This window comes from Leuconostoc suionicum, assembly GCF_001891125.1.
GTDB classification, from domain to species: Bacteria; Bacillota; Bacilli; order Lactobacillales; family Lactobacillaceae; genus Leuconostoc; species Leuconostoc suionicum.
The window spans coordinates 254,792-269,513 of record NZ_CP015247.1; the positions used below are offsets into that span (position 1 = coordinate 254,792).

At 37.2% G+C, this 14,722-nt stretch carries 16 protein-coding genes, 1 other RNA gene and 1 pseudogene; 15 read left to right on the plus strand and 3 right to left on the minus strand.

Going from position 1 to position 14,722, the window contains the following annotated elements:
- Positions 1-34: 34 nt before the first annotated feature.
- The 15 genes and pseudogenes from A6B45_RS01490 to A6B45_RS01560 all read left to right on the plus strand — a co-directional run bounded on the left by A6B45_RS01490 (position 35) and on the right by A6B45_RS01560 (position 11,734).
- Positions 35-973 carry an ACP S-malonyltransferase gene (locus A6B45_RS01490; protein WP_072613025.1) on the plus strand — a complete coding sequence of 313 codons (939 nt, stop codon included), beginning with the start codon at positions 35-37 and terminating at the stop codon, positions 971-973.
- A gap of 1 nt (position 974) precedes the next feature.
- Positions 975-1,706: a beta-ketoacyl-ACP reductase gene (locus A6B45_RS01495; protein WP_072613026.1), complete on the plus strand. Its 732-nt coding sequence runs from the start codon at positions 975-977 to the stop codon at positions 1,704-1,706.
- Positions 1,707-1,828: 122 nt separating this feature from the next.
- Positions 1,829-3,091, plus strand: a complete 1,263-nt coding sequence (gene fabF / locus A6B45_RS01500; RefSeq protein WP_072613027.1) for a beta-ketoacyl-ACP synthase II — start codon at positions 1,829-1,831, stop codon at positions 3,089-3,091.
- Positions 3,092-3,094: 3 nt separating this feature from the next.
- Complete coding sequence (gene accB, locus A6B45_RS01505; protein ID WP_072613028.1) at positions 3,095-3,553, plus strand: acetyl-CoA carboxylase biotin carboxyl carrier protein; 459 nt, start codon at positions 3,095-3,097, stop codon at positions 3,551-3,553.
- A gap of 79 nt (positions 3,554-3,632) precedes the next feature.
- Positions 3,633-4,064 carry a 3-hydroxyacyl-ACP dehydratase FabZ gene (fabZ, locus tag A6B45_RS01510; protein ID WP_072613029.1) on the plus strand — a complete coding sequence of 144 codons (432 nt, stop codon included), beginning with the start codon at positions 3,633-3,635 and terminating at the stop codon, positions 4,062-4,064.
- 1 nt (position 4,065) lies between these two features.
- Complete coding sequence (gene accC, locus A6B45_RS01515; protein ID WP_072613030.1) at positions 4,066-5,442, plus strand: acetyl-CoA carboxylase biotin carboxylase subunit; 1,377 nt, start codon at positions 4,066-4,068, stop codon at positions 5,440-5,442.
- Between the two features lie 56 nt (positions 5,443-5,498).
- Complete coding sequence (locus tag A6B45_RS01520; protein ID WP_072613031.1) at positions 5,499-6,341, plus strand: acetyl-CoA carboxylase carboxyltransferase subunit beta; 843 nt, start codon at positions 5,499-5,501, stop codon at positions 6,339-6,341.
- Positions 6,342-7,145 carry a carboxyltransferase subunit alpha gene (gene accA / locus A6B45_RS01525; protein WP_072613032.1) on the plus strand — a complete coding sequence of 268 codons (804 nt, stop codon included), beginning with the start codon at positions 6,342-6,344 and terminating at the stop codon, positions 7,143-7,145.
- Positions 7,146-7,197: 52 nt separating this feature from the next.
- Positions 7,198-7,555: a transfer-messenger RNA gene (ssrA, locus tag A6B45_RS01530) on the plus strand.
- Between the two features lie 402 nt (positions 7,556-7,957).
- Complete coding sequence (locus A6B45_RS01535) at positions 7,958-8,302, plus strand: hypothetical protein (RefSeq protein WP_072613033.1); 345 nt, start codon at positions 7,958-7,960, stop codon at positions 8,300-8,302.
- Positions 8,303-8,900: 598 nt separating this feature from the next.
- Positions 8,901-9,212, plus strand: coding sequence for a MepB family protein (locus A6B45_RS01540; protein ID WP_072613034.1), 312 nt, complete (start codon positions 8,901-8,903; stop codon positions 9,210-9,212).
- Positions 9,213-9,278: 66 nt separating this feature from the next.
- Positions 9,279-9,554 carry a transposase gene (locus tag A6B45_RS01545; RefSeq protein WP_004906421.1) on the plus strand — a complete coding sequence of 92 codons (276 nt, stop codon included), beginning with the start codon at positions 9,279-9,281 and terminating at the stop codon, positions 9,552-9,554.
- Positions 9,554-10,381, plus strand: a pseudogene (locus A6B45_RS01550) (IS3 family transposase); the annotation flags it as partial. The gene A6B45_RS01545 and the pseudogene A6B45_RS01550, both read left to right, overlap by 1 nt.
- A gap of 42 nt (positions 10,382-10,423) precedes the next feature.
- The gene (locus A6B45_RS01555) at positions 10,424-10,624 is read left to right on the plus strand and encodes a MepB family protein (RefSeq protein ID WP_072613035.1); all 201 of its coding nucleotides are present in this window, start codon (positions 10,424-10,426) and stop codon (positions 10,622-10,624) included.
- 627 nt (positions 10,625-11,251) lie between these two features.
- The gene (locus tag A6B45_RS01560; protein WP_072613036.1) at positions 11,252-11,734 is read left to right on the plus strand and encodes an HXXEE domain-containing protein; all 483 of its coding nucleotides are present in this window, start codon (positions 11,252-11,254) and stop codon (positions 11,732-11,734) included.
- Between the two features lie 279 nt (positions 11,735-12,013).
- Here the strand turns inward: A6B45_RS01560 and A6B45_RS01565 are convergent, their stop codons facing one another.
- From A6B45_RS01565 to A6B45_RS01575, 3 genes are all read right to left on the minus strand, one after another.
- Positions 12,014-12,481, minus strand: coding sequence for a TspO/MBR family protein (locus tag A6B45_RS01565; RefSeq protein ID WP_072613037.1), 468 nt, complete (start codon positions 12,479-12,481; stop codon positions 12,014-12,016).
- Positions 12,482-12,661: 180 nt separating this feature from the next.
- A complete protein-coding gene (locus A6B45_RS01570) occupies positions 12,662-13,585 on the minus strand; it encodes an alpha/beta hydrolase fold domain-containing protein (protein WP_072613038.1) in 924 nt (307 codons plus the stop codon).
- Between the two features lie 520 nt (positions 13,586-14,105).
- The gene (locus tag A6B45_RS01575; RefSeq protein WP_072613039.1) at positions 14,106-14,345 is read right to left on the minus strand and encodes a hypothetical protein; all 240 of its coding nucleotides are present in this window, start codon (positions 14,343-14,345) and stop codon (positions 14,106-14,108) included.
- Positions 14,346-14,722: the final 377 nt, after the last annotated feature.

Here is a 14,722-nt window from a genome sequence, read left to right on the forward strand (position 1 = left end):
TTTCATTGTTTATATATAGTATATGGGGTTTAACATGAAAATTGGATTATTGTTCAGCGGGCAAGGCGCACAGCAAGCCGGTATGGGCACAGATTTATATGAAGCACTTCCTGAATATAAATCAACAATTGATCGAGCTTCTGAAGTTTTAGGATATGATTTATCTGACGTGATGAAGGATGCTGATAAAATTGCACAAACGCAATATGCACAACCTGCTATCTTATCTATGAGTAATGCCATTGTGAATGCTTTGGGTAGTGCGTTGCAACATCCAATTGCGGCTTTGGGATTGAGTTTAGGCGAGTATTCGGCGTTGACTGCAGCTGGGGCAATGAACTTTGAACAAGCTGTTGCTATTATCAAAGATCGTGGGCAATATATGCAAACGGTTGGAGACGCAAATCCTGGTAAGATGGCGGCAATTATGGGCGAAGATCAAAAGCTCATTGAAGCTGTTTTAGCTCAACTGCAGGCCAAAGGGAAGCAAGTTTTCCCAGCAAACTATAATACGTTTGCCCAACTGGTCATTGGCGGAATTGCTGCTGATGTTGACGAGGCCACAGCGGCATTAACGGCGGCTGGCATCAAGCGTACGATTGATTTACCGGTCTCTGGTGCATTCCACACTCCATTATTGAAAGATGCTGCTGTTCAGTTATCTGAGCGGTTGGCAACTGAAGAATTTGCGGATGTGAATTATCCTGTTTATTCCAATACAACAAGTGAACCGTTTATTATCGCGGATCTCCATGAAACGTTGACTAAACAAATTGTATCGCCAACATATTTTGCGCAAGCGATGAAAAAAATGTTAGATGCAGGTGTTGACACATTTATTGAAGTTGGTCCTTCGGATACATTGATTAAGTTTGCTAAAAAAATTGCTCCTAAGGATGTGAAACGATACGCTATTAAAGATTTAGAAAGCTTTAATGAAGTAAAAGAATTGCTCACAGCAGAAGAGGTATAACATGGCAGATTTTACAGATAAAACTGTTTTAGTAACAGGCTCATCACGTGGTATAGGGCTTGCAATTGCAAAGGCATTTGATGCTGCAGGAGCAAACGTCATTTTACATGCACGTTCAGAAATTAGTCCTGAAACTTTAGCAGAGTTTAAGTCAGAACCAAAAACATTACAGTTTGATATCGCTGATCCAGAAGCAGCGGAATCCAGTCTAAAAGCATTATACAAGCAAGAAAGCTTTTCAGGTATTGACATATTAATCAACAATGCTGGTATTACAAAGGATCAGCTAGCCATTGCGATGACACCAGCAGATTTTGCACAAGTTGTTAACGTAAACTTAAACGGTACCTTTAATGTGACACAGCCTGTATTTAAAAAGATGATTCGACAAAAGCATGGTGCGATTATTAATCTAGCCTCTGTTGTTGGATTAATGGGTAACATGGGTCAAGCGAATTATTCTGCATCAAAAGCTGGTTTGGTCGGCTTGACAAAGACTCTGGCTAAGGAAGGTGCACGTCGCCACATTCGAGTAAATGCGATTGCCCCTGGTATGATTGTTTCAGATATGACTGGTGCTTTGCCAGAAAAGACACAGGAAGAAATTCTAAAAAATATTCCATTATCTCGTTTTGGTGAAGCTTCGGAAATTGCAGATGTAGCATTATTCTTGGCAGGTAATGATTATATTACAGGTCAAACAATCACAGTTGATGGTGGGTTATACATTTAATGCACAATGTATTGATGTGAGGCACTGAGAACATAAAGAAAGGAAATGCGTTCTCGGCCATTTGATTTAAATTCATTAGTATGATGTCTTTTTAATCAGTGTCCGTCCACGCTCTTAATATTATGACACGCGTAGTAATTACAGGACTTGGCGCAGTAACGCCATTAGGAAACGATACACAGTCTTTCTTGGACGGTATTTTCAATGAAAAAATTGGTATTAAACCAATTACAAAGTTTGACGCATCAGAGACGGGCATCACCGTGGCAGGGCAGGTTGATGGTTTTGATCCCGCAGCTCGTGTTGGTAAGCGTGATGCACGCAAAATGGATTTGTTTTCACAGTATGCGGTTGATGCTGCAGATCAGGCTTTGACTAATGCTGGATTAAAGGCAGAGGAAGGTGCTGAAGCACCAACCACTGTTGCTGATGCTACTCGATTCGGTGTGATTTTGGGCAATGGTATTGGTGGTTTGACTACTATCCAAGATCAAGTAATCAAGATGCATGATAAAGGGCCACAACGTGTTAGTCCATTGTTTGTGCCTGAATCAATTCCCAACATGGTATCAGGAAATGTTTCGTTACGTTTTGGTGCAAAGGGCATTAATTCAACAATCGTTACAGCTTGTGCTTCAGCAACAAATGCGATTGGTGAAGCGTTCTGGCGCATTCAATCTGGTAAAGCCGATGTCATGTTAACTGGTGGTGCAGAAGCAACAGTTAACGAAATTGGTATTGCTGGTTTCGCAGCCTTAACTGCGTTATCAAAGGAAGAAGATCCAACACAAGCTTCAAAGCCTTTTGATAAGAATCGTCATGGATTTGTTTTGGGTGAAGGTTCAGGAATTTTGGTTATTGAAAGCCTAGAACATGCCCAAGCACGTGGTGCTCATATTCTTGCGGAATTAGTTGGTTATGGTGCATCATCCGATGCATATCATATGACGTCACCATCCCCAGATGGTGAGGGTGCTGCACGCGCAATTCGTGATGCATTAAATGACGCTAATTTGGAAGCAAACCAAATTTCATACATTAATGCTCACGGAACAGCAACAGGAGCCAATGATTCGGGTGAAGCGCATGCTATTGCCACTGTGTTTGGGGAAAATACAGTACCTGTTTCTTCAACAAAAGGGATGACGGGTCACTTGCTTGGTGCTGCAGGTGCTATTGAAGCTTTGATTTCTGTGGGTTCTTTGACACGTGGTGAATTGCCAGTAAACGTCGGTCTTGATGAACAAGACGAGGACACTAAGGTAGTTAATTTAGTTGATCAAGAAAACAAGCATCAAGCACCTGAGTATGTAATGAGTGCTAATTATGGTTTTGGTGGTCACAACGCTGTCATTGTATTTAAGAAATGGCATGAAGGAGTGTAATTGATGAGTTTAAATATTGAGGAAATTCGTGGATTAATTGCTGATCTAGAGAACAGTTCTTTACGCGAATTCAAAGTTGTTGATGGCGAATTCAGTTTGCATTTATCAAAGAACAAAAATGAAGCAGTCGTGAACGCGCCAGTTCAAACTCCAGTTGCTGCTCCTGCCGCTGCTACATCAGAGCAAGCTCAAGTAGCTGCAGAACCTGAAACACCTAAAACAGGAACCGAAATTGTTGCTCCTATGGTTGGAACAGTATATTTGCAACCAAAACCTGATGCACCAATGTTCAAACAAGTTGGTGATAAAGTCTCAGTGGGAGAAACAGTTGCTGTTATTGAAGCGATGAAATTAATGACAGAAATTCATAGTGAAGTCAGTGGAACGGTAGCTGAAATACTAGTTGCTAACGAAGAAGTAGTGGACTACAATAAGCCACTCTATAGAATAACAACAGATTAAATGTAATTTTAAGGTTTGTATTGGTATGGAATATAAATATCATGCAAACGTACATAATACATACTACGAAGGAGCCAAAATGTCGATTCTAAATACACAACAAATTCAAGAAATATTACCTCACCGTTATCCAATGCTTATGTTAGATACAGTGGAAGAGTTAGTACCGGGTGAGAGAGCAGTAGCAATTAAAAATATTAGTATCAATGAAGAAATTTTCCAAGGACATTTCCCTGGAAATCCAACTTTCCCAGGTGCTTTGACTGTCGAGGCATTAGCTCAAACTGGTGCGGTTGCATTGTTATCTATGCCTGAATTTAAGGGTAAGACGGCTTACTTCGGGGGCATTAAAAAGGCTCGTTATCGTAGAATGGTTCGCCCAGGAGATCAACTACGTTTAGAAGTTACTTTGGATCGTTTACGCGGACCAATTGGTACTGGTAAGGGTATTGTTTGGGTTGGTGACAAAAAAGCGACAACAGCAGAATTGACGTTTATTATTGGAGACTAAAATGTTCAAAAAGGTTCTAGTGGCAAATCGTGGTGAAATCGCGGTGCGTATTATTCGGACATTGAGAGAAATGGGTATTGCATCAGTTGCAGTTTATTCAACAGCTGACAAAGATAGCTTACACGTTCAAATTGCTGATGAAGCAATCGCAGTTGGTGGTGTTAAGCCAACAGATTCATATTTGAATATGAAAAACATTCTGAGCGCGGCACTATTAACTGGTTCTGAAGCTATTCATCCAGGATACGGCTTTCTGTCAGAAAATGCTCTATTTGCAGAAATGGTTGGCGAAGTGGGAATTAAATGGATTGGCCCACGTCCAGACACAATTGAATTAATGGGTAACAAAGCTAATGCTCGTGAAGAAATGCGTCAAGCAGGTGTTCCGGTTATTCCTGGATCTGATGGTTTCATCCGTGACTTTTCCGAAGCCAAGGTTGTTGCTGATCGTATCGGATATCCTTTGTTGCTAAAAGCTGCTGCTGGTGGTGGTGGAAAAGGCATGCGTTTTGTTTATAGCGAAGATGAGTTGAGCGACAAATTTGATGATGCCCAAAATGAAGCACGCCTGTCTGTCGGTGATGATCAAATGTACATTGAAAAAGTGATGGAACATGTCCGACACATTGAAATGCAGCTTTTGAGAGATAAAAATGGGCATGTTGTCTATCTACCAGAACGTGACTGCTCATTACAGCGTAAAAATCAAAAGGTGTTGGAAGAATCACCTGCTGTGGGTGTAACACCTGAGATGCGTGCTTATTTAGGTGATATTGTAACAAAAGCTGCGCAAGCGATTAGGTATGAGAATACTGGAACAATTGAATTTTTGCAGGACCATGAAGGCAATTTTTACTTCATGGAAATGAATACTCGTATCCAGGTTGAACACCCAGTCACTGAGATGGTAACTAATTTAGATTTAATTAGATTACAAATAGAAGTCGCTGCAGGACAAGATTTACCGATAACGCAGGATGATATTCAAGTTAATGGTCATTCCATCGAAGTACGCTTAACAGCGGAAAGACCTGAAAGTAACTTTGCACCAAGTGCAGGCACAGTTGATCTTGTATTTTTGCCTACCGGAGGACCTGGTGTTCGAATCGATTCCGCAATATTTGTGGGCGATAAAGTCCAACCATTTTACGATTCAATGATTGGTAAATTAGTAGCCAAGGCAGATACTCGTGAACAAGCGGTTCAAAAAATTCATCGCATTGTTGATGAAACTGTTGTGCATGGCATTTCTACAAGTTTGAATTTCCAAAAAGCTTTATTGGAAGATCCACACGTGCAGCGTGGCGAATTTGATACACGCTATTTAGAAACTGAATTCTTACCACGGTGGACTGAGAGCTTATCAGAAGATGAATAATACAATGCCGCATGCGTTTGACGTGTGCGGTATTCTAGTAAATGGAGACATTTAATATGGACTTATACAACAATAAAAATAGCGATACATCAAAAATTAAAAGAGATGCTTCGGTTAATGATCGCATTCCTGATGGGCTTTTTCTAGCGTGCCCATACTGTGGTACACAAATGTACAATAAACAGCTTGGCAAATATCGTGTGTGTGCAAAGTGTAATTATGGTTTTCGTCTCCAAGCATGGGAACGTGTTGAATTATTGACTCAAAACTTTGAAGAGATGGATGCGGACATTCAAATGGATCACCCCGATTTTCCAGGATATGCAGAAAAGTTGAAGCGCGCTCAATCACAAACAGAACTTGCAGAGTCTGTTTTGACGGGAACTGCAAATATTGAAGGTGAGAAAGTTGCCTTAGGTATTATGGATTCCTATTTCATGATGGGATCATTGGGATCGATGACAGGTGAAAAGATCACTCGTTTGTTTGAATATGCAACCGCCCATAAACTTCCGGTTGTCTTATTTACCGCTTCTGGTGGTGCACGCATGCAAGAAGGAATTGATTCTTTGATGCAAATGGCAAAAGTTTCGGCAGCTGTTGCAGCCCATCAGGAAGCTAAGTTATTGTACCTAGTTGTGCTAACTGATCCTACAACCGGTGGAGTGACTGCAAGTTTTGCTATGCAAGGGGATGTTACTTTAGCTGAACCCCACGCACTTGTCGGGTTTGCTGGAGCACGTGTGATCGAGTCAACAATCCATGAAAAGCTACCTAAAGATTTTCAACGAGTAGAAACTTTGCAAGAAAATGGGTTCATAGATCAAATTGTACCAAGACCAGAATTGGCTAAACTTATTGCTAAAATTGTTAGATTGCACACAGCGGAGGCCGAATAAATGCCTGATATTTTAAGTGGATTGAAATTATTTAAACGTGAATTAACGCCAGCGCAAGTGGTCAAAAAATCCCGTGAAGACCGTTTTATGGCACGGGAAATCATTGATGGCATTTTTACAGACTTTGTCGAATTGCATGGTGATCGTCTCGGTGGTGATGATATGTCTATCATTGGAGGCATTGCATTTTTAGCAGACCAGCCTGTTACGGTGATTGTTGTTGACAAAGGTACAGATATTCATGATAAGTTGAGTAAACGTAATGGTTCACCGGAGCCATGGGGATACCGTAAAGCTCAACGTCTGATGCAACAAGCTAATCGATTTAATCGTCCAATTATCATGTTTGTCAATACACCAGGCGCTTTCCCAGGTAAAGAGGCTGAGGCGCAAGGGCAGGGTGAGGCAATTGCAAAATCAATCCTAGACTCAATGAAGTTAACCGTTCCAATGATTTCTATCATATATGGTGAGGGAGGCTCTGGTGGTGCACTTGCTTTGGCCACGGCTGATCAAGTTTGGATGTTCCAAAATGCAACCTATTCGATACTATCACCAGAAGGATTTGCATCAATTCTTTGGAAAGATAGCAAACGTAGTGAAGAAGCGGCCGCTGTTATGGGACTAACTGCTAAAGATCTCTTGGAGAAAAATATTATTGAGTATATCATTCCAGAGTCTCGTAATCATCCTCGAGTTTTCAACTTAATTCGGAAGCGGTTAAATGACGAGATACATACATTGAATCAATTAACACCAGATGAACTATTAACGAAGCGACGTAATCGCTTTAGAGCATTTTAATCCGATAAATATGTTATAATAAAGTCTCTCAGATAATGGGTAGGTTTGAGACGGGTCTGTTTTTGGAATTCGACAGGTCGTTTAGAGCATTGATTGCGTTTCGCCATCCGGGCGTAAAACGGGCAGAAATTTTAACTGCAAAAAACGAAAACTCTTTCGCTATCGCTGCCTAAAAACCAGTGATGCGTAGCTTAATCTTGGTTGCTGGCGTCTGAGGTTAGGCCATAAAAGGCCAGATCGTACTGCTTCTTACATCTGGAGAAGCAGCATTAAATGAATCAGATTAGTTATATTGAATTGCCTTGAGCTGTGGCGCACAATATAATGAAATTGAAATAATAGCCCTATAAACGTAGATATTGATGTATCGGGCGATTTGGACAGGGGTTCGACTCCCCTCAGATCCATTTAGCATTTCACACAAAAGGTACAAAACTAAATCGAGCGAGTAGGTAGTGTAACGGTATTCAAGCCGTTTTTTATTTGCCGAAAAGATACAAAAATAGTACATAAATCCATATTATCTTATTATTTGCATATATACATAGTGAATAGAGCGGAGTATTTATGACAGATACATGGACAAATCGTGGAATATTGATAAGTTATTTTAGAGAGATGATAGATTTACAGATTAAGTATATGAACAAAAGGGAAACGTAGTACAGTTCTCGTTTTTAATAAATGTGCCAGAAAGTAAATTTTTAAGAAAAACATAAATTGATCACTTAAGATGATAGTTTATTGATTGAATATGATAAGTTTAACTTTAATGATGTATCGGTATAAATTAAAGGGGGATTTATCAAAGTATGAGTGGAAGTAATGTTAAGTATGGGATCTTTGAGAAGCACAGTTGGAAAGATATTCTTTGGAATATTGGTAACAGGGCAGCAGGTTTTACACGTCGCTATTATTTTTTTCAGGAACATGACGGAAAGCGCACATTGCTTTCTAAAAAAGAATTGTTAACCTTGTTATCAACCAACGAAGATATGAAAAAGTATATTTCAAAAGATGAGCGATATAAACAGTATATATCTCCTGACAATATTGTAATGAGCGAGAACGGTGAGTTTTTTGCTGGCTTAATTAATATGGAATATGTGCAAGAAATTGTTAATTATTTGAATATGAGCGTGAAAAATAATATATAATAAAACTTCATCCGTATACACTGGATATTTTCACATCAAGAAAAAAGAGATACAAAAACCACGTTCTTTAGGCTTTGAGCGTGGTTTTTGTATCTTATAATTTTTCATCGTGATGAGGTGTTAACACCTCGACCTTATGTTGTTTGAAGAAGTGTCACAAGGTGGCGCCCTATAAGCATAGGAATGCAGAAATCAAAACTTTTTATATGGGTGATTTTGTAGTACTTAATGCTGATATAAAGGCATTTAGGGATAGCACAAACATTGCACTAAATTGTTGGTTCTAATATAACATTTTTATAAAAGTAGTGTAGGAATAAGGGGTACTTTTTACGGTGGTTTTGGTGTAAAGTGACTTAACCCCTTGTGGCTGTCTGTCCCCACTTTAGAAACAATACGCTTTAAATGTTGATATAACGGCATTCTTGTATGTCAGAGTAGATTTTATAAATGTTTTTATATCAATGTTTGTGGCATAACCTCCTTACCCTAAAATTGAACATTTTTACAAGATAACGATATGTGCGCGCGCTCCTAGATATGAAAGTGGGACGGGAATTTGTATGGCATAGTTAAATAAAAAATACTGGAGTTTCAAGTGAAATCTTTAAAAATAATTGAACGTATTGCTACTTTAAATAACTTTAGAATAGGTAAAATGGATGAAGAACGTCAAAATAGCGAATACGAGGGTATGACATTTCTTCTAGATGACAACAGTGTGCGTAGTCGTCTAGCAAAAAAGACTCCCACGAAAAAAGGTTACTTTGTTGTAGCATGGGAAAAAGATGATTTTAATAAAAATAAGCCTTTTGATTATGAGAATAGTCCAGAATTATTAATCATTATCATTGTTGATCAACCCAAAAGAGGATTATTTATTTTTCCAAAGGAACTGCTCGTATACTGAAAATCCGGACCGCTTTATTTCTAGGGCATAATCCGAGATAATCAAGTATAGGAGTTTTTTTATATTATGAAAGCTAAGCGATACTCAACAGAATTTAAGTCATCAATTGTCACCTTGTATAATGAGGGACGTTCTGCTAATTCTCTAGCCAATGAATACCATTTGGCTGTACAAACCGTCACGGGTTGGGTGAAGAAAGCCCAAATCATTGGGACGGACGTTACCGGTAAGCCAGTGACTCGCGCCCAATTTAATGCAATGCAGAAAGAAGTCGCAAGACTCAAAGAAGAAAACGAAATTTTAAAAATTGCGGCCGTTTTGCTGGGCGAACATCGCAAGTAACACGTAAGACCCATTTTCCTATTGTTCAATCATTGCTAAAACAGCATTTTAAACTCATGATGGTGCTTCGCCTACTCAAAATACCCAAAAGCACCTACTTTGATTGGGTTCACTATACTGAGAGCCAACGACAACGAGAAGACACGATCTTAAAAGCTTTGTTGCGTGAAATTTGGCAAAATAACTATAAAGCTTATGGCGCGCCACGTCTGCGATTAGCATTAGCTGATCTGAATTTGCATCATGGAACCAACCGAGTTCGTCGTTTAATGCGAGAAGCTGGCATATACTCTGTCATGAGTCGTCGATTTAACAAACCAACGACAACTGTTGATTATCGTCAACGTCCCAACTTAATCAGGCATTTACCCGAAGCCAACGCTTGGAGCATGGACATCACTTATTTAAAGTTGAGTAATGGTCAGTGGGTCTATTTAGCGTCAGTTTTAGATTTACAAACGCGTAAGATATTAGCCCATCAAATCAGTGCCACGATGGATACCAAATTGGTAGTTACAACACTACAAAGATCGCTGTCAACTGATAAAAAACCAAATTATTTACACACTGATATGGGCAGTCAGTTCACTAGTTTTGGCTTTGAAAATTTGTTAAAGCGACATAAAATTGATCATTCGTATTCAAAACTAGGACATCCATATGATAATGCCAAAATTGAAAGTTTTCACTCCCTATTAAAGCGTGAAATGATTTATCAATTCCGGTTTCCATCGATTGCACATCTAATTTTAGATGTGTCCAAGTATATTCATTGGTTCAACAACGAAAGAATCAGTCTTGCCAATCAAAAAATAAAAGTTGCCTAATCAGTTCAGCCCTAGATAAAAAATATTCCGAATTATTGACTTATGAGCAAACTGTTGGTAACGCGTAAGATATTGAATAGTGGTACAAATACCGGAAAAATGGCGTTTAGAGTCTATCCAACATGGGAAACCGGCTTGAATAATACGGCAATCAAAACGCAACAATGGCAACAAACTTATTTTATAGATATATCTACTGAAATAAATCTAGACAAAATTAGTAGATTTTTAAATCCTCAATAATCATATTATTAATAGCGTGTCCGGATAACAAGAATTAGACGAGGCATAAAAAGGGTCGGTGAAATACAGATACCTGACGTAGCAAATTGCGACATCAGCTTAAACTAAATACATATGTTATTGAGTTTCATATGATAGTGTATATCTTGCTAACAAAACACAAGTGTAGGTAAACCTATGGTTGTTCATATTGAATCGTAATACATTTAACAAGTTTTATCCCCGAACACGTCTGCATAGTATATTTGCTGATATGAAACATACGCTGGGTTAAGTATAGGGCTTAGTGTATAATTGAGTACATTTTTATACTAAAGCAATTAATAATGCTTAAATTGGCTTTCACAGCGTTAAAAAAACCATGATTTAAAGTAAATAAAAATCGTGGTTTTTTGTTTACTTTAGTGTTGATACCAGTGTTAAAGATTTTTGTGAATACCAACTTAAAACGTTACAGGGATTATCGATGAAAATAAATGTTGTTTATCTTAGTGGTTTGACTGGTTATTAGAAAATATTAACCACGTATACCAATAAGCCATTAAAATAATTTGTTAATTATATACTAGCAAGGTGGTTTGATTATTCTATCATCATACAATTTATTTAAGGAGGACACAATAAAATATGGTAGAAACCATTAAAATAATGGCTATAGCAGCTCCTGTGGCCTATTTACTCCATTGTTTAGAAGAATTTATAGTACCTGGCGGATTTGTGACTTGGTATCATCATTTTAGACCGGCGTTGAACAAACAATCATCAGGGTATTATTGGTGTGTTAATATAATTGCATTTATCATTGTTGCTGTCACAGGATTTTATGCCTATTTCACAAATAACAATAATTCAGGATTAATTATCTCTAGTAGTTTTTTAGCTTCTAATGCTTTATTTACACATGTTTTTGGTGCAATTAAGACACATAAATATTCACCGGGTATGTTTACAGGTGTATGTCTGTACATCCCTATATGCATTATTTGCTACGTAGTAGCATTTTCTAGCCATTTGATTAACGACAATATGCTGGTTATATATATAATAATAGGCCCGTTTTATGAACTGTGGAACTATAGTAAGTATAAAAGATTAGTCAGAGTTAAATAAGTAGCGGATCATTTGGTATACAAGTTACCAATGAAAGTTGCCGTAAGTATCTTTAAATAACTTCATCCCCATTGTGTGAGTACCTGCCTCTAACTATGTTTACTTGTATTTAACTCATGCTAGGCAAGATATAGTTTTTAGTGTGTAAGGTGCATTTTACTCCAGATAACTGACAATGTTTAGAATGGTTATCACGACGTTACAATGGATACAATAAAACCACGATCTGTATTTAATATTGATCGTGGTTTTATTGTTTTGAAAATTCACTCAGCAAAATTAGTTTAAAATAAGTACTGAGATTGATAAGTATGTGGCGAACAATAGCCATAATAAGTAAGGAACCAATAGTAATTTAATACGTCGTTTATCCACAAATATAATGGCAATAACTAAAAGGTCCATGATGACAATCATTATTGTAGCTAACAGAAAATTTGAAAGTGAAAAGAATACAACCGTCCAAAATATATTTAATGCTAATTGAACATACATATAGGTATAGAGTGCATGTCGATTATTTTTCACAAGATTTAGGTTAGCGCAATAAATGCCTAGCAAGATATAGAGTAGTACCCACGCAGGACCAAAAAGCCATTTTGGAGGTGCTAGTGGTGGTAAATTAAACGTACCATATATGTCGCCAATTGATACGCCACGAATCCATTCCACACTAAATGATGATAATGTGCCAAGAATTAAAATAACTACGATAAAAGCTATGGTTTTGACAGAATTTTTCTTCACGTTAAAACTCCTTTTTTCTGTTTGAGTTCATCAATATATTACAAACTATAGATTACTAAAAATAATCTCAAAGTTGCTTGTTTATTGCTTCAGTATGGTGCGGTTTGTCCCAATATATACCTTTTGCATATTTGGGCATCGACTAGAGTTTATCTCCAACCATAGTTTGGATATAGGGTATCACACAGCAGATTGCTCGCTAATTATCCGGGTGACTATTTCAAGTGCTTTTTCTGATTCTGGTATTGGAAAGGCAATAAATACATGATCCATTTTTGGAAAAATATAATAATTGACATTCTTGTTTGATTTGTGTGATAACCTTTTGACATCAGCGTAGAGAATATCATGGCTACCGGAGAAAATATAAACAGGTGGGAATTTAGAAAAATCAGCGTTTATCGGGCTGATTAAAGGTGAGTTTGTGTTGAAAGTCCCACTATAAACATCCCCTTGATAAGCTAGAGCTTCAATATTTAACAATGGGTCTTTTGGTTGAATAGATTTCATATCCGGGTTTGAGTTGCTGATATCTAACCAAGGTGAAAATAAAATCACTTTACTAGGTTTGTCTATTTTTTCATTCTCCAATAATTGTAATAGAGAGAGACAAAGTCCGCCACCGGCAGAATCACCCATTAAAGTTAATGCCGAAGACATAAGATGAAACTTTTTTACGGCCGTTTTGTAATTATTTAAGATGTATGGGAAGACATCATCAGCGGTATATCGTGGAGATTTTGGATAAATAGGTATGATAATCCTTGCTTGATTCTGATTAGCTATATTCTGTAACATTCTGAAATGTAAAAAGAAAGGTTGCCACCAATAAGCACCACCATGAAGATAATAAATTGTTTTAGAAAACTTTTCATTTCGTGGTAAGAGTTCGAAGGTAGGCCCATCCAGACCGTTTATATTATGAATGTTGAACTGCTTTTTAACATTTTTTGGAAGTTGATAAGGTGTTTCACTATCAATCATGGCTTTGTCAAAATTGTTCTTTTTTCTTTCATCCTTCACCAAAGGTAGGGAATGAATTATTTTTTCAAACAATACGGATTGCCAACTTCTTTTGTTATTAAGTGAGACTATAGAAATCATAATTTTTTAATTCTCCTTGAAATTGTGTTTTACTATTTGCAATTAAATTTTTTATGAAACCATGCATAGCAATTCTCCTGACAAGTTTAATGCTAGCAAACACTAAAAAGTCAAAGTAGTTATTAGAGTAATATTAAATAAATGTTAATAACTAGACAATAAAAAGAAGCACACAATAAAACCACGTCCTATGTTAAATATAGAGCGTGGTTTTTAAATTATATACTTTGTATCTCCCTGATTCTTAAGGATAGTGTCGTATTGTTTACTTGTCATATCAGCATTTTTTGTTTGTCAATATTCATTACGTGACTAAGTAAAAGAGACTTATTAATTAATTGATCAATATGCTCAATTTTGTTGCTATAAGTACTCCCTCCAGTGCATATCTTCAAAAATCTTAGTTCGTTTTGCATGTTGTTTCTGTCATAATAATTTCTCAAAGTTAGTTGTAATGCATTGATCAAAAACGTGAATGCTTGGAAAGTATGTACGCACTCAATGAGTGCATTTATGTAATCTAGAGCCATGGATGTACTATAAAATATAAGCCCGTTAGTACAAATAGACTACTTTGCCAAGTTAATTTGCCGTCTTTCTTTATATCTGGAATAGCAGAAATAATTGTTAGAATACCAATAAATAATGATCCAATTTTAGTATAAAGTCGCTTACCTGTTATTATAGTTGCTGTTATTAATGCAATTAGTATAGATAAGCTGACTAATGTACTTAAAATCATCCATGTTTTTTGTTTCATGTTTTGTCCCTAATTCAACTATGCTTTTAACGTGGGTCTGCATGTAGTAGGTACGCACTTTTTGGGTACTTATTTAGCAAATTTACACGTTAGATATTTTGTGCCACTAAAAATAGTTAGCAAAGTAAATAAAAATGCCATTGACCCATTTGCTGAAGTTTCATTTTTGGATATGGTTAGAGAAAAACTAAAGTCAAGCCCGTTTTGGCAGACTGTATACATTGTTAGTAAAGCAAGTAGCAATGTAATGCTTAACCAGAGTGTAGTTCGTTTCATTATGATAATGCTCCCAATTTATTCTGCAGTATATAAGCAGTCTGTGAATACTTTTTATTTAGAGGTACTTAATCGTTAATTTCAATGTCTGGGCGACGTTT